Raw genomic sequence first — 21,472 nt, forward strand, 5'->3', positions numbered from 1 at the left:
ACAACATTTAGGTGTTGTATGGTTAAGTGACTAAGCGTATACGGTGGATGCCTTGGCAGTCAGAGGCGATGAAGGACGTGTTAATCTGCGATAAGCCATGTTAAGTCGATAAAAGACGTTATAGACATGGATTTCCGAATGGGGAAACCCACTGCATTTTATGCAGTATCGCAACGTGAATACATAGCGTTGCGAGGCGAACCCGGGGAACTGAAACATCTAAGTACCCGGAGGAAAAGAAATCAACCGAGATTCTGGTAGTAGCGGCGAGCGAACCCGGATTAGCCCTTAAGCTTTTATGTGATTAGTGGAATGTTCTGGAAAGGACAGCGATACAGGGTGATAGCCCCGTACATGAAAATCTACTTTAAGTGAAATCGAGTAGGACGGCACACGTGATATGTTGTCTGAATATGGGGGGACCATCCTCCAAGGCTAAATACTCCTGACTGACCGATAGTGAACCAGTACCGTGAGGGAAAGGCGAAAAGAACCCCTGTGAGGGGAGTGAAATAGAACCTGAAACCGTATACGTACAAGCAGTGGGAGCCCCCTTGTGGGGTGACTGCGTACCTTTTGTATAATGGGTCAACGACTTAATTTCAGTAGCAAGGTTAAGCGAATAGCGGAGCCGTAGGGAAACCGAGTGTTAACTGCGCGCATAGTTGCTGGGATTAGACCCGAAACCCGGTGATCTAGCCATGGGCAGGTTGAAGATTGGGTAACACCAATTGGAGGACCGAACCGACTAATGTTGAAAAATTAGCGGATGACTTGTGGCTGGGGGTGAAAGGCCAATCAAACCGGGAGATAGCTGGTTCTCCTCGAAAGCTATTTAGGTAGCGCCTCGGACGAATACTAGTGGGGGTAGAGCACTGTTAAGGCTAGGGGGTCATCCCGACTTACCAACCCTTTGCAAACTCCGAATACCACTAAGTAATATCCGGGAGACACACGGCGGGTGCTAACGTCCGTCGTGGAAAGGGAAACAACCCAGACCGTCAGCTAAGGTCCCAAAGTCATAGCTAAGTGGGAAACGATGTGGGAAGGCTTAGACAGCCAGGATGTTGGCTTAGAAGCAGCCATCATTTAAAGAAAGCGTAATAGCTCACTGGTCGAGTCGGCCTGCGCGGAAGATGTAACGGGGCTAAGCTATGCACCGAAGCTACGGATGCTAATTTATTAGCATGGTAGAGGAGCGTTCTGTAAGCCGTTGAAGGTGAATCGTAAGGTTTGCTGGAGGTATCAGAAGTGCGAATGTTGACATGAGTAACGATAAAGGGGGTGAAAAGCCCCCTCGCCGAAAGACCAAGGTTTCCTGTTCAATGTTAATCAGAGCAGGGTGAGTCGGCCCCTAAGGCGAGACTGAAAAGTGTAGTCGATGGGAAACAGGTTAATATTCCTGTACTTCGTATAATTGCGATGGGAGGACGGAGAAGGCTAGGCCAGCATGGTGATGGTTATCCATGTTTAAGGTTGTAGGCTGGACACTTAGGAAAATCCGGGTGTCTAAGGCTGAGAATTGATGACGAGTGTCTACGGACATGAAGTGGTTGATGCCCTGCTTCCAGGAAAAGTCTCTAAGCTTCAGATTATACGAAACCGTACCCCAAACCGACACAGGTGGTTGGGTAGAGAATACCAAGGCGCTTGAGAGAACTCGGGTGAAGGAACTAGGCAAAATGGTACCGTAACTTCGGGAGAAGGTACGCTCTTGATGGTGATGGGATTTACTCCCTAAGCTGCTGAGAGTCGCAGATACCAGTTGGCTGCAACTGTTTATTAAAAACACAGCACTGTGCTAAATCGAAAGATGACGTATACGGTGTGACGCCTGCCCGGTGCCGGAAGGTTAATTGATGTGGTTAGTCTTCGGACGAAGCTATTGATCGAAGCCCCGGTAAACGGCGGCCGTAACTATAACGGTCCTAAGGTAGCGAAATTCCTTGTCGGGTAAGTTCCGACCTGCACGAATGGCGTAATGATGGCCAAGCTGTCTCCACCCGAGACTCAGTGAAATTGAAATTGCCGTGAAGATGCGGTGTACCCGCGGCTAGACGGAAAGACCCCGTGAACCTTTACTACAGCTTGACACTGAACATTGACCCTACATGTGTAGGATAGGTGGGAGGCTTTGAAGCGTTGTCGCTAGATGATGTGGAGCCGACCTTGAAATACCACCCTTGTAGTGTTGATGTTCTAACGTTGGTCCCTTATCGGGATTGCGGACAGTGTCTGGTGGGTAGTTTGACTGGGGCGGTCTCCTCCCAAAGAGTAACGGAGGAGCACGAAGGTTGGCTAAGTACGGTCGGACATCGTACGGTTAGTGCAATGGCATAAGCCAGCTTAACTGCGAGACAGACACGTCGAGCAGGTACGAAAGTAGGTCATAGTGATCCGGTGGTTCTGTATGGAAGGGCCATCGCTCAACGGATAAAAGGTACTCCGGGGATAACAGGCTGATACCGCCCAAGAGTTCATATCGACGGCGGTGTTTGGCACCTCGATGTCGGCTCATCACATCCTGGGGCTGAAGTCGGTCCCAAGGGTATGGCTGTTCGCCATTTAAAGTGGTACGCGAGCTGGGTTTAGAACGTCGTGAGACAGTTCGGTCCCTATCTGCCGTGGGCGTTTGAGAATTGAAGGGAGCTGCTCCTAGTACGAGAGGACCGGAGTGGACGAACCGCTGGTGTTTGGGTTGTTATGCCAATAGCATTGCCCAGTAGCTACGTTCGGAACTGATAACCGCTGAAAGCATCTAAGCGGGAAGCAGGCCTTGAGATTAATTCTCACTGGGACTTTAAGTCCCCTGAAGGGCCGTTGGAGACTACAACGTTGATAGGCAAGGTGTGTAAGTGCTGTGAGGCATTGAGCTAACTTGTACTAATTACCCGTGAGGCTTAACCATACAACACCTAAGTGGTGTGTATGTTTGACGAAGATTATCTTATTTTAGAAACCAAGAGTGCTTGTTAGACTCGTGGGATGTTTCAGCTTTTTCGAATGTTAAAGACAACAAGTTTTTGCCTGGTGGCAATAGCGTTGTGGACCCACCTGAACCCATGCCGAACTCAGAAGTGAAACGCAACTGCGCCGATGATAGTGTGGGGTTTCCCCATGTGAAAGTAGGTCACCGCCAGGCGCCAATTACTAAGCCCGCTCAATGAGCGGGCTTTTTTATTGCCTGCGATTTATCACGTTTGGCAATTTACTCTGCGTTTTTACAAGAGCTTTATTCTACCCTTTCCCGCTTATCACTCTCTTGAACATACAAGGTAGACCAATGGTTTTTTTTGGCTTGCTTCTTAGCAAGGCTGGCGCGTTCACTTAACTCTTGGATACTGAGTTGAGTTGCGCTTGTCCAGCGGGTGACTCCTACAGCTAAACCGGTTAAGTGAAAGAAACGCTGCTGGCCTTCGCGGTCTTTAGCGACAATTCCGCCAGCATCTAAGTCTTTTTGGCGATAAAGTGGTTCTCGCCGAGAATCAAACTGATTGAGCAATTGCAGTACCGACGGTTGCCAGCCTTGTCGGGTAAAAATCACTATAAAGTCATCGCCACCGAGGTGCCCAATAAAATGTGCATGCCGGCATAAGTGTAACCTTAATAATTCTGCGACAAGTTTGATCATACGGTCGCCTCGTTCATAACCACAAATATCATTAAACGGTTTGAAGTTATTGAGATCAAAGTAGGCAAGATCAAAGCTTTGATTAGCGGCGATTAAGTTATTTAGACTACGTTGTAAGGGGACATTACCGGGTAAAGCTGTTAGTGGGTTTGCATAGCGTGCTAGTTGTAGTTTGTAGTCTGATAACTTGCGCATCACATCTACGGCTAAACCTATACCGTAATAGTGATTATCTTGGGTCACAATGAAAGAGGCATCTAAACCGCTAACAGTATGCTGACTAAGTTTACGACCGATCTCGCTCAAACTGGTATTAACATCAACAATAAGAGGCTTGGTATCCATAAGATCGGCCACGGTTTTTCGTTGATTGAGCGAGTGTCCGTAAGGCCCTGAATACCTAGACAGTAGCTCTTCACGCTTAAGTAAACCTAAGACTTGCTGATGCTTATTTACCACCGGCAGTGAGTGAATAGACTTGTCTTCTAGCATTGTTTTTAGCAGTTCTTTTGAGGACAGTTCTGGCACAACAGTGCTAGCTATAGTTGCTAAAGAAAGTGCTGTATAGGGTTCGCTGTTAATCGGGGTGGCAGGGGCTGTTTCGCGTTGCTTTGGCTTAGAGGTAGGGCGGGCAATATGAAAGCCTTGTAAGTAGGGGATATCTAGGTTTACTAACTGCTGGTATTGTTCGGCATTTTCAATGCACTCTACGATGACTTGGCTGCCAATTTGTTCGGCTAGGTTAACCATCGCTGTAATCGCTGTACCGACTTTGCCATTCTCAAGCAACTGTTCGCAAAAAAAGCAATCGAGCTTTAGATATTCGGGGCTGAGTTGTAACCAAGTCTTTATGCCTGCGTAACCTGCGCCAAAATCGTCTAACGCAAATGAAATCGTCAGTTTACGTAAATCTGATACGCATTCCAGAAGAGCTTCATCTACACAGATGGGAAGGTGCTCGGTGAGCTCAATGACTAACTGACCATTGGCTGGAATGAGTTGCTTAAAGTAGAGATCGCCTTTCTGCTGGTAAATATACAGTAAAGTATCGGGCGAAAAGTTTATGAATAAATGACCCCGTATATTCTGCTTATCGAAGCGTTGGCTAGCGAGTTGAGCGCAGAGAAGTTCCAGCTCATGTTGTTGACTCGATTGACGAGCAAACTCAAAAAGCGCTAGAGGCGAGTGAAAGTAGCTATTTGTTGGTCCGCGCGACAGGGCTTCATAACCTAAGGCTTGGTTGTTGTTATGATCCCAAATTGTTTGGAAAGCAGTATTAATGCTTTGTTGTCTAATTAGATCGTTAAACTCCAACTGTAACTGAGCTCGCATCCTGCCGCTTCCTATATTCATTGTTTAAATATGTTTAGCAGTTGTTATTTACAGAAATATGACCGATAGATGAATATTGATTTTTTCTTAAAATTTAGGTGTTTAGCTCTATTTTAGTTGAGTAGTTGCTTAATTTCCTGCATTTGAGCGGTACTTAGAGCTCCATGTTCCATCGCTTTTGCGTTGCTAACAACTTGTTCGACTGTTCTAAATCCAGGTATGGGGAGAGTGTTACTTGAAGAACCCCATATCCATGCGAGCGCGCCTTGAATAAGCGTTCTTCCATTGCTTGTGAGAATAGATTGTATGCCCTCAAGTTTGCTTAAAAGCGCGGGAGAAGCTTTGCCATTGTTGAAGTACTTAAGCCATTCCGGATTGATGTTACGAATATCCTTAGGATCTAAAATAGCTTGCCTATGATATTTTCCAGATAAAAGACCCATAGCTAAGGGACCACGGTTAATTGCCGCCAATTTATGCTCAAAACAGAAGTGAGTAAGCCTCGTGTTTTGGTCTAGTACGTTATTTTGGAACTGTATGGCGGCGCAGTGCTTACCTTGGCTAAACGCTTCAGCACGGTCTAGATGATCTGTGCTCCAGCCATAACGACGAATCTTCCCCGTTTCTACCAGTTTTTCTAGGCTGAGTAGCACCTCATCTACATGGCTTAAAGGCAAATCATTGAGGTGTAATTGATACACATCGATGTAGTCAGTATTGAGCCGTTTTAAGCTAGCTTCACAGTGCTTGATGATGTTTGATTGTTCATGAAAACTGCCAGTGATTGACTTGCTTGTGGTGTCAAAGTCAACGCCAAATTTTGTGGCTAACACTATCTTTTCGCGCTTACCTTCTAAGGCTTGGCCTAATACTTTCTCGCTATGTCCTGCACCGTAAACGGCAGCGGTATCAAAGAAGTTTATTCCCGCATCAATACCTGCATGAATAGCTTTTATTGATACTTTGTCGTCTACTTCGCCCCAGCCGCAGGGTTTGTTGTCGAGATCATAAAACGGCCCGCCAATTGCCCAGCATCCTAAGCCCATTGGGCTGACTTGCCATGGTCCTAACTGTCGCATTTCCATCGTCGCTTCCTTTTACTCAGTGAACTAATGTTATCGATTACCACGCACCCAAGGGCTAACGTGCTGTCGGTAAAAGTTGGCTAAACATGTGTGTAGCTCGTTACTTAGCGGTGCTTGCTGAGCGTATGTAACATTTTGTTTAATCTGTTGTGGTTTACTGGCTCCAGTTATAACACTGGTAATTTGAGGTTGGTCGAGCAACCAGCGAATGGCGCACTCGGCCATAGGGCGGTTGTCTGGCAACAGAGCCGTAAGCTGTTCTACCAAGCTGAGGGCTTTTTCAAGCGGTAGACCTGCAAAGGTTTCACCTACATGAAAGGCGGCACCATTTTGGTTGTAATTTCGGTGGTCGCTGTCGGCAAAAGTTCGTTGTGCGGTAACTGAGCCGCTCAACAAGCCGCTGGCATAAGGTAAACGCGCAATAACTCCGACATTTTTCTGCTCCGCTAGATTAAGCACTTCGCTTAGTGCATCTTGCCTAAAGATATTAATGATCAGTTGCAAGCTGGTAAGCTGAGGATCCTTCAAGCACAGCTTCGCTTCATCCATCGACTCGACACTGACCCCGTAATGTTGGATTAAGCCTTGTTGTTTAAAATCTTGTAGCCAAGTAAATACTTCACCATCTTGCATTACTGGGTAAGGAATACAATGTAGTTGAATCAAATCAATTGAATCGCCACCTAGCCGTTTTAAGCTTGATTCTATGCCCTGTTGTAATCCTTGCTTAGTATATTTGTCTGGAAATAAACTGGCATCGCGGCCTACCTTGGTCGCAATGCAAATATCGTTATGCTGTTGGTAGAACTTTCCAAGTACTTGCTCACTTAAGCCAGCACCATATACATCGGCGGTATCGTAAAAGCGCACACCACTTTGGTAGGCTTGATCTAAAATCGCCAACGAGTCTGCCTCGCTAATCGGGCCAAAATCGCCGCCTAACTGCCAACACCCTAATCCTAGCTCGGTGAGCGCTAAGCCGCTTTTGCCTAATAGTCGGTTTTGCATAGTGGTATTCCATTTGAATAAAAAGCATTGGGATAGTGTACGTATTTTATTTAGTTTGATAATTCACTATTATTGAAATTAATTGTTCAGAAAATTGGATTAATATGTTTAACGGCGTACTCGATTTTGTCACGGTAGTGGAAGAGGGAAGCTTTACCGCTGCGGCTGAAAAATTGGTCAGCTCTAAGGCTAGTATTAGTCAGCGAGTGAGTGATTTAGAAACACGCTTAGGTGTACAGCTCTTATACCGCTCTACCCGTAAACTACGTTTAACCGAAGCGGGCGAACGCTACTATCAAAGCTGCCAGCAAGGTTTAGAGTTGTTAGAGGATGGCGCGTTAGCTGCTCAGCAGTTACAGCATCACTTGCAAGGTAAAGTCGTGATTAATTCGTTAGGGGGAATATTTGCCGAGCAGTGGTTGGCGCCTGCTTTAATGGCGTTTCGCCAAGAACACCCGAATATTGATATAGAGCTGGACTTGTCTTCACAACGGGAAGATTTGCTGTCTTCTCCTTTTGATATCGTGTTTAGAATGGGGGCGCTGCCAAATTCCAATTTACAGGTGCGAATACTAAGCCAGATGAATACCTATGTGGTGGCCAGTCCAAGCTATTTTGAGCGTTATGGCAAGCCGAAGCACCCAGATGAACTAAAGCAGCATCAGTGCGTGTGTGGCACGGTTTCTCAGTGGCCCTTTGTGCAAAGGGAACAAAAACTAATGACTACGGTGAGCGGGCCTTTTTCATGTCCTAATGGTCATGTTCTTAAACAAGCGGCTTTACAAGGTTTAGGCCTTATTCGTACTCACGAGATGTATTTGCGTGAGGCCTTAGCTGAGGGGAGTTTAGAAGCGGTGCTGCAGGATTGGCAAGAGCTTAGCCAACCATTGTGGATGGTGTTTCCTCCTGCTCGTTTTCGTTCCAAACGAGTGAGTATGCTCGCCGACTGGTTAGTGGCTTACGCAGTTGCTCACCCTATTTAGTGAGCGTTAGCGGTCGAGAATACTCCCTGCTAGCTATGCTTATTTACCCTGTTTGTTATTAGCTTATTGGTTAAATATGTCTAAGTTATTGAGTTGGCATTTCCCCTCAGGTAGAAACGTTACTAGCCACTCGGTGTCTGCCCAGTTTGTCGTGCCGTCGCCATCTGAATCTGTACCTAGCTCGCAGCGATCAAGCTCAATGCCGTTGCGTGTTAAGCTCAGCATGATTGATTGCTGCGAAGGCGATAACAGAAGTTTTGAGGATAGTTTGCGTACTGGCACATTGTCGGCTTCAAGTGAGCCATCAACTAAGATGTTGTAGCTTTCCACCTGCTCCATATCTCGCGCATTAACAACGTATACCGGTACTTTTTCTGTGGTGTAGTCTTTTTCTGGAGCATTTTCTGCAGAAAATTGGTAAAGGTTTTTGCTGGTATCGCCAAAGGCAAACACTAGTTTTTTTGCAGCGTCTGAAGCAATGATAGTGTCGGAGGCTAGCACCATTTGGCTATTGCTATCGATTAAGCTCATATCTACCGTATAGCTGCTATTTGGATTAGCTATAACATTGATGGGTGACAGCGACGACCCGCCAAATAAGGGGCCATCGTAAATGGTTTTGTTCACCACGCCTTCTACTGCGCTATCGTATTGGGCTTTTATTTCTATTGAAGACAGATCTGAATCACTTTTTACGAAGTCGTAGCTGGAGATTTGAAATGAGTCTAATAGAACGACTTGTGAAGGTGAATCACTGCCTCCTCCACAGCTACTTAACATGGCAATTAACGCAGAAGAAACACAGAGTTTAGAAAACTGCATTATCTAATCCCTCTATAAAATTAATGTGAAATTAATCTACGCCTCATAAATGGCTAACGCAAATACAGTTTTGTAATACAATTATGATTTATGTAACTTGATTGAAATATTAAACTTCTACAGGGAGGCGATAGCCATTAGTGATGGGTTGAAAACTATTTAGTTGCCAGATTGGTTTACAGCTGCAGCCGTCACAGATTAAGATCGTGAATACCTTGATATTGCAAGACTCAATGATTCTACAGGAAACTAGATGACAGACTCACCCAGCACGGCTCAGTTAAGCGACGAGCACTATCAGCAGCATACAAAACAGTGGGTCACAAATTTTGTGGTTGAGTACAACATTTGCCCTTTTGCTAAGCGTGAAGTAGAGCGGGGAAGTATCCGGTATGCAGTAAATGGCAGCGATGATGTTGAAAACCTGCTGCAGCAATTGATTACAGAATGCCAACTGCTTGATGAGCAAGCAGACATTGAAACCACCATGTTTATTGTGCCAGCGCTGCAAGACTTTCATGACTATTTGGATATGCTCAACTGGGCAGAACAGCTCGTTAGCAAGCAGGGTTATGATGGGGTATATCAACTAGCGAGTTTTCATCCTGATTATTGCTTTGCAGGTGAACCAGCAAATGAGCCCAGTAATTATACTAACCGCTCGCCGTATGCCACTTTGCACCTGATTCGTGAGAAAACTATCAGTAGGTTAACTAAACTTCATCCAGACCCTGAAGGGATCCCTGATCGAAATATTCAAGTCACCGAGGATTTGGGGAGTGCAGCGCTTAAACAGTTGTTAGCGAGCTGCAAAAACTGATTTAGAATAAAAACTCTTGTATATCTTTTTGATATTACTGGGTAAATTATCTATTCTGTGCCGAATAATTTTACAGGAGGTGATATGTCCTTAACTATAACGGCGGCCGAAAAAGCAATTTTGGCGGATTTAACCATTCCACCGCGCCCTCAAGTGTTATTAACTATCACTCAAGAGACCAAAAAAGCTGAGCCAGATGTATCGGTAATTGCCGAAGCTATTGCCAGTGATGTAGGGATCTCTGGTGCAGTATTACAAATTGTTAACTCTGCGGCTTTTCGTCGCCTAAACGAGATTAAATCGATTCACCAAGCGGTGATGACCTTAGGGATTAATCGTGTATTTCCTATTGTTAAGGCAGTGGCCTTAAAGGGAGCTATGCCGGCATCTAAGGTGTTGGACGCATTTTGGTTAGAAGCCAATCTGTTAGCCAGTTGCGCAGCTGCTACAGCAGAAGAACTGGGGTTTGAATCAGCCAAAGATAACGCCTACATGTTAGGGTTGTTCCATCAAGCAGGCGTGCCCGCATTGCTTCAGTCTTTTCCTGAATACGAAAGAATGCTAGCGGAAGCCAATGACATGGGCTGGGGAAAACTGGCGGAACAAGAGCGAATTAGATATGGGACTACCCATGCCACCGTTGCTGCTCTAATTGCCCAGCAATGGAGCTTACCTAAGGTAATGATAGAGGCGATTTATTATCAGCATGATAGTGATGGTTTATTTGGTTCGCAAGAGCTGACTAAGTCGTCTTTATTGATGTTAGCGATTCTAAAAATTGCCCGTATTGTGGCTTACCGTAAGTTAGGTGTGAACAGTGAAGAAGAAGCCTGGCAAGAGAGTTATGACGGTTTATTGGCTTTTTTGAATATGGAAGACCAGCAGTTAGAAGATGTGTTGAATGCAGTGGCTGATACCCAAGCTTAAGCGCTAAAAGCTAAACAAAAAGGCTAGCCTAGTGGCTAGCCTTTTTTAGTTAGTATTGCCTAGAATTTGTAGGCTACATCTACTCCCCAGTTTCTGCCGGGTTGGGTGTAACGGTCTAAACCTTGATAGTCAGAGTCTTTGCCATCTAAATCGGTGTAACTCCAGTACTTTTGGTCGAGAGCGTTAAACAAACCTGCGCGCAGCACTAAGTCATTTACTGGCTGATAATAAGCCGTTAAATCAAGTAACGCGTAACCAGGTGCGTGGGCATTATCTTCTGCCGCCCAATCACCGTCTTTTTTGGCGGCTACCATGGTAAGGTTTAAGGTGCTTCCCCAAAGATCGTCACTGTGATCGTAACCTAATCCCCACACTGCAGTGAGCGGTGCGACTGAATCAAGCGAGCTGCCGTCTTCTTTGTTTTTACCTTGTGCGTAAGCCACGCTTAAGCGGCTATAGGTGCCTTTAGGCGCGCCAAAGGCATCGTCTAACCAATAGTGACCTTTAAACTCCACTCCGTAAATCTCAGCTTCGCCAATATTTTCGTTGATGGTGATACCAGCTGGGTAGCTTGGATCGCTGTAATCGGTTACCGATTGTATAAAATTAGTGTAGTCGTTGAAGAAACCCACCAGTTCCATGCTAGACGCATCGGTATTTGCCCGTAAACCTAACTCGTAACTTTGGCTCTCTTCTGGCTTAAGGTTGGGGTTAGATAGCGTGGCGTAACCATGACCGCTGTTATCAAATGCGTAATAAGGCTCTTGTAAGGTAGGGGCTCTAAAACCTTCACTGTATTGCGCAAAGGTACTGAACTGCTGGTTCCAATGGTAAACCGCGCCTAAACGTTTGGTAAGTGCATCACTGTTATGTTGCTCAAAGCCGCTGCTCGCATCTGGAGTTGCTTGGTAGTCGTCATAACGCAGACCTGCGGTTACCACTAAGCGCTCATCTAGCAAGTACATATGATCTTGAATAAATATTCCGCGCTTTTCGGAATCTGCTGCTGGCACCTCTGGGGCTCCTGGGTCAACCGTTCCTGTATCAAAGTAGTGGGTGCGGTAATCTAGCTCAAAGTCACTATTAATAGCACTTAAACCATAGCTTAGCTCATGGCTACCGTGAGCAAATTCGAGTAATTTATTAAATTGTGCATCAAACTGCAGACTGCTGTCTTCGCCATTACGCTCGCGGTTGCGACTGCCGTAAAAACCGGTGGTGTCGTAGTTATTGTGCTCAGACTTGCTTTGTTGATGACTTAGCTGCCAAAACACGTCATCAAAGGCGAGATTATTGGCTGTCCAGGTATGATTTAATCCTACGCGGCTGCGGCTATCTTCGTCTTCACTGTTAGCATTGGTATAGGTAAAGCCTGGTGCAATGGTGTAGCCTTCATTACTCAGTATTTGCCCTTTAGATTGGCGTTGGAACAACTCGGCAACTACACCAAATGTATGCGCTTCATTTAGCTGGTAATTGGCTTTTAATAGCAAGTTATGCGAGTCAAAGTCATAAGGATCGGCTTGACCACGATCTCGGCCATTGATGTCCGCACCAGAAGAGTGGGCTTGGGTTTCGCTGCCATCACGATACGTATAAATAGCTAAGCCTTCCCAGTTTTGGTAACGCTTGGCCAGCTCTAGGGTTGTTTTGTAAGCTTCGTTCGAGCTGTTATAGCCAGCCTTTATCGCTACGTGATTAGCATCGCCTTCGTCTAATACATCTTCAGGATTTTTAGTGCGTAGCAGTACCGCACCACCTAAGGCGTCACTACCATACAAACTAGAGGCCGGGCCTTTGTTAATTTCTACAGCACTTAAGGTATCAATCTCATAGGAGTTTGGTCCCTTGTTCATTACGTCGCCGCCTGGGTTGTAGGCTGTTGGTTGCTCAATACCGTCAACCATCAGTTTGATACGGCTACCATCAAGGCCCCGAATGTTAAACCCGCTAGTGCCGTATCTACCTTGGCCTGTTGTGGTAACGCCTGGCTCATAACGTACTACATCGTTTAAATCGTTAGCCATTTGCTTCTCTAGTTGCTCTGAGCTAACAGAACTTACGCTAGATGAAACATCTTTAAGATTTTGCTCAGTACGGGTTGCCGACACGACCACTTCATCAAACATGGTGCTGTTGGAATTAGCCATGGCGACTGGGCTTAAGCTGAGTATTATTGCGTTGGCAATGAGTGTGCGATTGAGTGTTTTCATAAAAACCAGGCTTTGTCCTTATCCTGTAAAGTGTAATTAAAGCGCACTATACATAATACGAATGAGAATTAAAATCATTTGCATTTAATTATAGTTTTATGAATAGGAACTTTGGCTATTTACAGAAAACCACATTGCAATAGTGGTTTAGCGGCCGATTGGGCAATAAATGGTTTTATTAAATGTGTTTAAAGGTGATGGGTTAACTCGTCAATCGCATTGATAGCAATTGTGCTACTTTAAATCTGAGTAGTATTGAGTTGTTAGTGACGTTAAGGAGTGTTTATTTGTTGCTTGGCGGCGCATTGGCGTTTAAACCCAAATAAGGAAGTAAAGTGGTGAACAATAAAAATAGTCTAAGCATACTAATGATTGGCTTAGTGGTTTTACTGCTGAGTGGCTGTAAATCAGTTGGAGTGGGCTCTGGCTTTGAAGAGCGCTTAGTGAGTGTGATAGAAATGCCAACTCGTAGCCTAAGTTTTACTGATGCAGTTGTGTGTTTAGACAGTGCTCAACAAGGAAAGCGTGGGGTACGTTTTTTACAAGGTGAGTATGCGCTGGAAGCAGAAGATGATGATTACTGGTATTTCCATGCCCCGTCAGTGATTGAAATGGGCGTATTGGAAGGCGGCAATGTAGTGGCGGGGAAACGCATGGCGGGAGGGCTAATGTTAGCTAAAAATCCGCAAGCTACGGTTGCTGCGGGCGCTTATCTGGACAGTGAGGCCGAGCGTAAAATTATGGTGTTGAAAATAGGCCGAGATTTTTTAGATTTAAAAGGTAATAAGTGGCTGCTAAGTAATTCTACTGAGTAAATAGCGGGACCGCTAATATCAGCATTCAACGGAGCAACATACTTTCGAGATTGCTCCGCTAATGCAGCCTCAGCTTATAACAGTGGCACAGACAATAAGGTATCGTGAGCGGTGATAAACAGTGTTTTTTCATCCGCTGAAAGGGTGCAATTGGCGGTTAACCTACCGGTGCGAATTTTTGCTAGTACCTCTCCTTTAGGGCTAAACAGCCACACGCCACCAGGGCCAGAAGCAAAAATATTACCACTTGAATGCACTACCATGCCATCTGGCAGGCCTTGCTCTCCTTCTACACCAATCAGCGCTTTAGCGTTATAGAACATACGCTTATTTTCAATGCTTCCATCAGCGTTAAGATCGTAGGCTAACCAGCGAGGGTGGGCATCATCAGACACCGCAACATATAAAGTCGTTTCGTCTAAGGACAATGCAATACCGTTTGGAAAATTCACGCTCTTATCCAATAGGCTTACTTCACCATCGCTGCTTAAGCGGTAAATACCTTGGTAGTCAATCTCCTTACGTTGATCATCCATACCGGCATTTAAGCCGTAAGGTGGATCGGTAAAATACAAACTACCGTCACTATGGTAAACCGCGTCATTAGGGCTATTTAGGCGCTTTTTTTGATAGTGGCTGGCCAAAGTAATAAATTCGCTTTTTGGTGATGTAAGAGGAGCATCCATTATCGCTACTCGGCGATCCCCCTGCTGCAGGAGGACGAGTTGGCCATCATCGTTAAGCAATAAACCATTAGCGCCCTGACCATAATCACCCTCATATAAACCGCTCGCACCAGACTGCGCCAAATAAACAGAAGTCCCCTGATTCGGCTGGTATTTTATTACCGTGTTGTTGGGGATATCAGAAAACAGTAAATAGTTTTGTTCGGCAATCCAAACAGGGCCTTCTGTCCAGCGATACCCTTTTCCTCGAATACTAATTTTGGCATCTTCGGCGAGGTAACTAAGTGCTTGTTGATTGATGATCTCTATCGAGCCGGTTGTTTCTAATGCATCTTCAAGTTGAGTATTTTGCTGAGTTGTAGCGCAAGCGCTGACGGTGAGAGTAGCGGCGAGAATAAACGCAGTTCGCATGTTTAGTCCTTTAATCACAGTGAATATCGTTGTTTTTCTACAGGTTATCCAATTATTTAAATTGGTTGTCCATTTTGTAGCCGAGAGTTAAATATATCAAGCTGTAATGTTATTTTACTTTTATTAATGAGGCGTTAATTGATTCTATTTGGTTGAACAATTTTTAAGAAGATAGCGTTAAACGTGCTGAAGATGGGAGGAGGCTTGGTTAAGCGGATGCTCTAAGCGAGTTAAGTAGTTGCTTAGAGCAGTGTCAGTTACCGTTAAGTTAAGCTTTTCTGTTTCGCTTTACTCGACTGAACACTAACAATACCAATCCTAAGCTGACTAGCCACCATGTGTTTGGTTCAGGCACTGTCACTGGCGACAATGAACGTCCAGTGATGGTTTGCAGCTGCAAGCTCGCGCTGTGATTGTCGGTTTCGAAATTACGGCCAAAAAATTGAATAGACGTAATTTTGTCGGCTTCGCTTTCTGCAAATAGGTTCACATAGCCGTATGGTTCGCGTTTGTTGCCGCTTACGCTGGTTGGACTACCGTAATGTTCGGGTTCTAATACTGCCGCATCTAAAATTTGGTTAGTAACAAAACTTAAGCTTTCAGATTGAGTAGTAATACTGAGTTGATTCCCGCTATCTCCTGCGCTCCACCAAAATCCAAAGTATCCCATGGCTTGGTTAAAATCTAAGGTCACTGAACTTTTATTGGGAATAAATAAGTACTTACCTTCACCATAAGCGCCACCATACACACCGAAGTTAACCACTTTTGCAGTACCTTTATCGACGGAGTAATCGCCAAAATCGGTTTGATGACCGTTGTTCAGGCCAATTTTAGCTAAGCTGTCAAAGGTTTCGGTTTGCAAGGTCCCGCCCACCTGCGAGCTCTGAATCCCTGGTGCTTCAATAGTATAAATAATACCTGCGTGGCTGGAGAAGCTAAGCACTGCGGCAATAACAACAAAGCCGATAGTTAACTGGTTTAGTTTGCGACTTTTTGCTGATTTCATGGTGTACCTCGGTAGCTTACTAATGGCCTAAATAGGTCTTGTTGAGTAAGTTATATCCAGTTTCGTGCCATGTTTTTTATCTCTAAATTATTCAGTGTGTTAGAAGGTGTACATGAGCTTTCTAAGCGGAGGCATTAGCAGCATTTGCACTTTGCAAAAGGGCGTTTTTAAAGGTCGTTTTTAAAGGGGGGAGCTGGGAGGTAGAATGAACCGCGTCTGATTATTAAGCTAGGCTCTAAATAGTTATGAATGCGACACTTAACCGATAAGTATCGCGATGAATTTATTGAACCGCTTTAAGTGACAAAGTGAGTGAGAAGGTCGCTACAATGTCGTCACCACTAATGCTTGGGCAAGTGGCATCGATAGTAACAGCTTGGTTTACACGTTCGCCACTGGCCATGGTTTTCTCAAGCATTTGATCAATCAGTAAACCGTCGGTGCAGGTAAAAATCACATCGGCTTCAGGGCGTTTTAAAAATTTCCCCTCTACTGCTTTAAAAGCCAAAGACACCTTTTTGCCATGTTGTTCAGCTTTTGCAATGGCTAAAAAGCCACCGGCTACATCTGCTCCCACAGCTAAGGTGCCAAAGTACATGCTGTTTAAGTGATTTTTAGTACGGCGCTTAAGTGGGATCTTTACCACTACTTTTTGTTCGTCCATGGCTAAAATCTTGGGGCGGCAGTACCAAATTAACGGAACCTTAAACATGCCAAACAAGCTGAGCATTAGGTTGGCCTTGCGAATACTGGGAAGCATAACTATTCCTTAGTTAAGAGGTCTTACCAGTAGAGCTTGTTGTTAACAAAAAGTCAACATTTGGTGCTTTTTAGTTTAAAAATCAGACCAACCTGCGCCAACTATAAAGTGAACGGTAGTGTCTTCTGGGCCGCGAGCGACATCAATACCCGTGCGTAAGTTAAAACGTCTTGCCATTAAGTAACGAAAGCCAATGCCTTTGGCATAGCGGTTGGGGGTATCTCCTAAGTGTTGATCAGCATTAAAGGCTTGGCCTAGACCGCCAAATACTACCCCAGACCAGCGCGCATCAAAGTCGTAGCGCAGCTCTCCCTGTAAGGTTGCCATGCGCTCTCCTTGATAGCGCATGGCTGGAATACCGCGCATTTCAATAAAGGGCAGGGCATAATACGGTGTATCACCATGGGCACTCGATGCCGAAAGCCTCGCTGAACCTTGAAATTTGCCACCTAAATAGCTAAAGCCAGAAAACTCGCCAGAGGCAATCGCGTAGTCTTTATCTCCACCAAAGTAATCGGCATGCTTGGCGTAACTCACGTTGCCATATAAGCCTTGGTTGGGGCTAAAAGAGTTGTCGCGTGTATCATAGTTAAGCAATAAGGCTAAGCCGCCATCTTTCATGCTTAACTGTGGTTTTAAGTAATCAGGTAAGTCACCGATAGAGAATTCACTATCACTGTCTAAATACGAGTATTTTGCACCCGCAAACCAAGGGCTATCACCTAAACGAAAACGGATTTGTTGAAGTAAATAAGTGCCTTTAAGGTTCACTCTAATCGGTATATCGCCAATAATCCCATCACTCGGTAAGCGAAAACTGTCGATATTGGCATCGACTCCAGCGATAGCGCCAATGTAACGAATAGTGTCTTGTTTCCAAATACCCATGTGAAAAGCGCCAGCGCCGCGTGTGCCGTTCTCTGTGGCTAAGCCAAGTAAACCTGAAACGCTGGGGGTTAGTTTGAGGGGGGCATTGGGATCTTCATCTTCAACGAGATTGTTTTGGCGCTCTTCATTCTCATGGAAAAATGCCAAAACCAAGCCGCCACCGTAACCCACTGCGGGGTCGGTAATAATGATAGGTACCGGTAAAAAGCCCACAGCATTGTCCATTAACCATTGGCTGGCATCCATTCTTCCGTCGGTGGGATCAACAAACTGCTCGAAAAAATCGGCGTGAGCGTTGCCCATTGAGAACAACAAGGGGACTGAGCTAAGTATTGCGGGTAGGCGCATATTTCATTCCTTGAAATAGTGAGCGTTTCACTGAAAACAGTTAGGTAGAGTGTAGCGAGATGAAAGCTAAAGCGATAGCGTAAATTAATGCTAGGGTTTGCAGGCCTGAAACGAAAAAAGCCTGCATAAATGCAGGCTTTTTAAAGGTGGTGCCCGGAGGCGGAATCGAACCACCGACACGAGGATTTTCAATCCTCTGCTCTACCGACTGAGCTATCCGGGCGACGGGCGCTATTAAACGAATTTTACCGGTTTAAGTCAACCGAAAATGGTAAAAAAAATGAAATAATCGGGCATCGGCTAAATGCCGTACAACAACTGCTAAAAGATTAAACAAAAAGGCGGCCTAGGCCGCCTTTGTTTAGTTTGGATACGTAAGTGATGGGTAATCACTGCTCTCTTAGCGGACATTGGGTAAATGCCTTTTAGAGTGGGCTTAACATGCTGAGTGAGCGTGTTAGTCACAAGCAAGCGGGTAAGCTTGCTGTTGTTCCCTTGTATTTTTCACTGTGATTAGTGTAATTAAATATAGGGGGCGAGTGTTTGCTAAGATTGTTGGTATACAACCTTATTGAGCAACAACTGTTGTTTATTTTCCGATAATGAGGTGAAATAAACCTCAAGTTTAATGGAAGTTAATGATGAGGTGTTAAATGCGCTTAGATCGCACCGACAAAAAGATTTTGGACCTGATGCAAAAAAACGGTCGGATTAGTAATCTTGAATTGGCGGAGCAAATAGGTTTATCACCTTCGCCTTGTTCAAGGCGAGTAAAAGCCCTTGAAGATGCTGGGCTTATAGCCAAGCATGTTACTCTGCTCAATGAAAAGAAACTTAATTTAAACCTTACTGCCTATATTCATATCTCTATGGATAGGCATACACCAGAGCGCTTCGAAAATTTTCAAAAGATCATCAGCGCTTACGAAGAAGTGATGGAGTGTGTATTGGTTACCGGCACTGATGCAGATTATCAGCTAAAAGTTGTGGTGCCGGATATGGATCATTACCAAGCCTTTTTACTGGGTAAACTGACTCGTATAGACGGAGTAACAGGGGTGCGTTCAAGCTTTGTATTACAGCAAGTCTTAAACAATACCGCATTGCCTTTATCGCACATAAAATAAAAGCGCCATAAGCGCTTTTATATTTTTGTTTAGCTTAGCCTTGTTGGCGTTTTAGAAAGGCTTGGCGGCAGCCATCATAGTTGGCGATGAGAATATCGCTCTCAGCTTTTTCATAAGGCAGTAAGCTGCCTAGTACCATGCGTTTTTGACCCGTGCCAATGGTTTCGCCCGCTTCACTAATCACAAACTTAAGTATAGCAACACCGCGTTTACCATTAGGGATAAACTCACCGCCAGCAAATTCAAGCTGAGGGGAACAAGTGGGTAAGCGTTCAAAATGTAAACTCATGTTCTCGTATATGACTAAAGGGCGTTTACGGTTGAGCATTAGACCTTGTTCTTCCAGTAGAGGCACCAGAATATGCGGGAAATTTTGGCCAGAAAAGCGCACGTAATCTTTAATTAAGTCACCAATAATGGCTTGGTCTTTTAAGTTGTCCCCGCTGCGGGTGAGCTGTAGGTATTCTTTATCGTTCTGGTCGACGAGCTGACAAGCATTTTGTTGTTGCTTGATGCTTAGTGGAACACCATCTGTCACCATCCCTGCAAAGGTAAACTGCATATCTTGGTTAAGACCTAGTTCACTTAGCATAACTGAAAACAATAAGTCGCCCGGCACACAAAAGCGTGACGAGTCTGCATCGTGAATGGCGTTGAAGTCGTTCGCGACTCCTTTGGCGAAGTCACAGGCTTGTTGTCGACTAAAAACAAACTGTTGATCTTCACGGCTAAAATATTGGCTTAAATTCATATTCGATTCACTTGCTTAACTCGGCGACCGGCGATTTTAGCAAAATTTACTCATAGGGTGGTCATATCAGTATAAAAGTTTTTTTTTATTTTTTTCATCGCTGAATATTCTGCACCAATTTTTAGCACTTTTAGTAAGCAGTTCTTTTCATTCATTTAATTAAATTTATCCACAAGGAGATAAAATTATAAATTGAGTCTTTTGTCAAAAAAAGGCTTTTCAAGACCCTCTTTCTGCCCTACCTTTACACAGTAACCACATTAAAAGGGTGGTGTTCGGGGGCGTTTTTACCTCGATGATAATTTCAAACTATCAGGGAAGAGAGCGAGCAAGGTATGGCAAAGAAGTCACGCTATTGGGGAACGCTAGTATTGGGTGCAGTTATTGTATTGGTCAGTGGGGCTACTACCTGGGTGGCACTATTTGATAAAAATGCGCCTGCTTTCCAATTAAGTTTCGTGTTTCATCGCCCTGATGGCAGCACTACGCTTAATGTTGATTGCGAGAACCTCCGTTATTCGCTACGCCAAACCTTTAACGACCAAATTGCTACCAGTGAATCAGTACAGCAGCTTTCTATGTTGGTCTGTTCTGACATTTATGCGCTATTAACTCAAGTTCCCAAGCAAATTGCTTCTCCTAATTGGGGTGAGCAGGGCAACGAAAAGCTGATTCAATGGACTCAAGGGCATGATGTGTGGATGTGGCGCTGGCAAGGTAAGTATGAGCCTGCTTTACGCCCAGTATTCACCGAGCTAGATGGTTTAATACAGCGAATGCCTGATTCGGCTTTTGCGGGAGGTACCAGCCTTAGCCCTCAGTTCCGCTAGCTTTAACTAAGGATAAGGTATTGTCTTTTAAGCCATTTAAATACGGTAATAACGCACAGGCTAGCTTAGCAGAATCGTGACGCACTATGTCACTGTCTTCATCAATTAAATCTGCGTAAATCACTTGATACTTCTGTTGAAGAGTACTCAAATCTTCAACGTCTACTACTTGGGCGCGTTCTAAATTGTAGCTAGCGATCATCTCATCGCTGGGAATGTGGTTGTTTACTACGATAGCGTCAAGTGAGCGGCCAAGGTAATGCTCTAAGTCAGAGATAAAGTGCTCTAAATTATAGCCATCGGTTTCGCCAAACTTAGTCATGATATTACTCACGTACACCAGCTTTGCTTTGCTGTTTACAATGGCTTGTTTTACTCCGGGTACTAATAAATTAGGGATAATGCTGGTAAATAAATCGCCCGGGCCTAATACAATTGCTTCAACCGTATTGATGCGCTCAATAACCGGAGGATATACGCGAACTTGTTCCGCGTGATGGGGCACTAAAAATACATTGGCGATTTTTTCGCGCTGGTCACCGCGGGGTAAATCGATAGCGCTTTCACCAAAAATACGCTCGCCGCTCGTTAGCTCTGCGACCAACGTGGATTTATCAATGGTAACGGGCAGAATTTCGCCTTCAACATCTAGCATTTGGGCTAAACCTTGAATGCCTTCAGAAAACGAACCACTGTATTGAGACAACATGGTTAACAACATATTGCCAGCACTGTGGCCTGATAAGCGTTTACCTTTGGTAAAGCGTTTTAAAAGGAGTTTACGGGCGAGCTCTCGGTAAGGAGAAAGTGCTAATACGCACTTAAGAATATCGCCTGGAGGCAGTATGCCTAGCTCATCGCGTAAGCGCCCTGTGCTGCCACCGCTATCGGTCATTGATACTATGGCGCTAATCGCCAGGTGATCTGCATCTCTTAGTGCCGACAGCAGTACAAAGTGGCCACTGCCGCCGCCAATAGTGGCAATGGACAAAGGGCGATGTGGAAAATTAGGTGTCACTATCTACT

General features: G+C 44.9%; 17 protein-coding genes, 1 tRNA gene and 2 rRNA genes. 8 read left to right on the forward strand and 12 right to left on the reverse strand.

The genetic code is table 11. The features are described from left to right. Positions 1-20: 20 nt before the first annotated feature. A 23S ribosomal RNA gene (locus Q4592_RS04355) occupies positions 21-2,908 on the forward strand. A gap of 118 nt (positions 2,909-3,026) precedes the next feature. Beyond that, positions 3,027-3,142, forward strand: a 5S ribosomal RNA gene (rrf, locus tag Q4592_RS04360). Positions 3,143-3,232: 90 nt separating this feature from the next. Here rrf and Q4592_RS04365 read toward each other — a convergent pair. From Q4592_RS04365 to Q4592_RS04375, 3 genes are all read right to left on the reverse strand, one after another. Further along, the gene (locus Q4592_RS04365) at positions 3,233-4,963 is read right to left on the reverse strand and encodes a GGDEF domain-containing protein (protein WP_303510262.1); all 1,731 of its coding nucleotides are present in this window, start codon (positions 4,961-4,963) and stop codon (positions 3,233-3,235) included. Between the two features lie 113 nt (positions 4,964-5,076). Next, the gene (locus tag Q4592_RS04370; protein WP_303510264.1) at positions 5,077-6,048 is read right to left on the reverse strand and encodes an aldo/keto reductase; all 972 of its coding nucleotides are present in this window, start codon (positions 6,046-6,048) and stop codon (positions 5,077-5,079) included. Between the two features lie 30 nt (positions 6,049-6,078). After that, a complete protein-coding gene (locus Q4592_RS04375; RefSeq protein WP_303510266.1) occupies positions 6,079-7,056 on the reverse strand; it encodes an aldo/keto reductase in 978 nt (325 codons plus the stop codon). 104 nt (positions 7,057-7,160) lie between these two features. Between Q4592_RS04375 and Q4592_RS04380 the strand changes: the two genes are divergently transcribed. Then, positions 7,161-8,039 (forward strand): LysR family transcriptional regulator, encoded by an 879-nt coding sequence (locus Q4592_RS04380; RefSeq protein WP_303510269.1) that lies wholly within the window; start codon positions 7,161-7,163, stop codon positions 8,037-8,039. A 63-nt stretch (positions 8,040-8,102) separates the two neighbouring features. On the opposite strand, the gene Q4592_RS04385 is transcribed toward Q4592_RS04380, so the two are convergent. Further along, positions 8,103-8,861, reverse strand: a complete 759-nt coding sequence (locus Q4592_RS04385; RefSeq protein WP_303510271.1) for a hypothetical protein — start codon at positions 8,859-8,861, stop codon at positions 8,103-8,105. Positions 8,862-9,114: 253 nt separating this feature from the next. Here Q4592_RS04385 and Q4592_RS04390 point away from each other — a divergent pair, with 253 nt between their 5' ends. Next, on the forward strand, positions 9,115-9,681 hold the full coding sequence (locus tag Q4592_RS04390) for a DUF1415 domain-containing protein (protein ID WP_303510273.1): 567 nt from the start codon (positions 9,115-9,117) through the stop codon (positions 9,679-9,681). Positions 9,682-9,765: 84 nt separating this feature from the next. Then, a complete protein-coding gene (locus Q4592_RS04395) occupies positions 9,766-10,608 on the forward strand; it encodes an HDOD domain-containing protein (protein ID WP_303510274.1) in 843 nt (280 codons plus the stop codon). 59 nt (positions 10,609-10,667) lie between these two features. Here Q4592_RS04395 and Q4592_RS04400 read toward each other — a convergent pair whose 3' ends face one another. Continuing rightward, positions 10,668-12,821: a TonB-dependent hemoglobin/transferrin/lactoferrin family receptor gene (locus Q4592_RS04400; protein WP_303510275.1), complete on the reverse strand. Its 2,154-nt coding sequence runs from the start codon at positions 12,819-12,821 to the stop codon at positions 10,668-10,670. Positions 12,822-13,159: 338 nt separating this feature from the next. On the opposite strand from Q4592_RS04400, the gene Q4592_RS04405 reads away from it, so the two are divergent. Then, a complete protein-coding gene (locus Q4592_RS04405) occupies positions 13,160-13,636 on the forward strand; it encodes a hypothetical protein (RefSeq protein WP_303510276.1) in 477 nt (158 codons plus the stop codon). Positions 13,637-13,710: 74 nt separating this feature from the next. Here the strand turns inward: Q4592_RS04405 and Q4592_RS04410 are convergent, their stop codons facing one another. The 5 genes from Q4592_RS04410 to Q4592_RS04430 all read right to left on the reverse strand — a co-directional run bounded on the left by Q4592_RS04410 (position 13,711) and on the right by Q4592_RS04430 (position 17,961). Then, a complete protein-coding gene (locus tag Q4592_RS04410) occupies positions 13,711-14,733 on the reverse strand; it encodes an SMP-30/gluconolactonase/LRE family protein (RefSeq protein ID WP_303510277.1) in 1,023 nt (340 codons plus the stop codon). Positions 14,734-15,001: 268 nt separating this feature from the next. Further along, positions 15,002-15,742 carry a PEP-CTERM sorting domain-containing protein gene (locus Q4592_RS04415; protein WP_303510278.1) on the reverse strand — a complete coding sequence of 247 codons (741 nt, stop codon included), beginning with the start codon at positions 15,740-15,742 and terminating at the stop codon, positions 15,002-15,004. A gap of 283 nt (positions 15,743-16,025) precedes the next feature. After that, complete coding sequence (locus Q4592_RS04420) at positions 16,026-16,502, reverse strand: PaaI family thioesterase (protein ID WP_137671911.1); 477 nt, start codon at positions 16,500-16,502, stop codon at positions 16,026-16,028. A gap of 75 nt (positions 16,503-16,577) precedes the next feature. After that, on the reverse strand, positions 16,578-17,738 hold the full coding sequence (locus tag Q4592_RS04425) for a glyceraldehyde-3-phosphate dehydrogenase (RefSeq protein WP_303510279.1): 1,161 nt from the start codon (positions 17,736-17,738) through the stop codon (positions 16,578-16,580). Positions 17,739-17,885: 147 nt separating this feature from the next. Continuing rightward, a tRNA-Phe gene (locus Q4592_RS04430) sits at positions 17,886-17,961 on the reverse strand. Between the two features lie 430 nt (positions 17,962-18,391). Here Q4592_RS04430 and Q4592_RS04435 point away from each other — a divergent pair. Then, complete coding sequence (locus Q4592_RS04435) at positions 18,392-18,865, forward strand: Lrp/AsnC family transcriptional regulator (RefSeq protein WP_303510280.1); 474 nt, start codon at positions 18,392-18,394, stop codon at positions 18,863-18,865. Positions 18,866-18,899: 34 nt separating this feature from the next. On the opposite strand, the gene Q4592_RS04440 is transcribed toward Q4592_RS04435, so the two are convergent. Next, a complete protein-coding gene (locus Q4592_RS04440; RefSeq protein WP_303510281.1) occupies positions 18,900-19,616 on the reverse strand; it encodes a DUF3581 family protein in 717 nt (238 codons plus the stop codon). 335 nt (positions 19,617-19,951) lie between these two features. Between Q4592_RS04440 and Q4592_RS04445 the strand changes: the two genes are divergently transcribed. Next, positions 19,952-20,446, forward strand: a complete 495-nt coding sequence (locus tag Q4592_RS04445; protein ID WP_303510282.1) for a hypothetical protein — start codon at positions 19,952-19,954, stop codon at positions 20,444-20,446. Here Q4592_RS04445 and yvcK read toward each other — a convergent pair. Then, complete coding sequence (gene yvcK / locus Q4592_RS04450; RefSeq protein ID WP_161985075.1) at positions 20,427-21,464, reverse strand: gluconeogenesis factor YvcK family protein; 1,038 nt, start codon at positions 21,462-21,464, stop codon at positions 20,427-20,429. The genes Q4592_RS04445 and yvcK overlap by 20 nt on opposite strands. Positions 21,465-21,472: the final 8 nt, after the last annotated feature.

This window comes from Agarivorans sp. 1_MG-2023, from assembly GCF_030548385.1.
Classification (GTDB): domain Bacteria; phylum Pseudomonadota; class Gammaproteobacteria; order Enterobacterales; family Celerinatantimonadaceae; genus Agarivorans.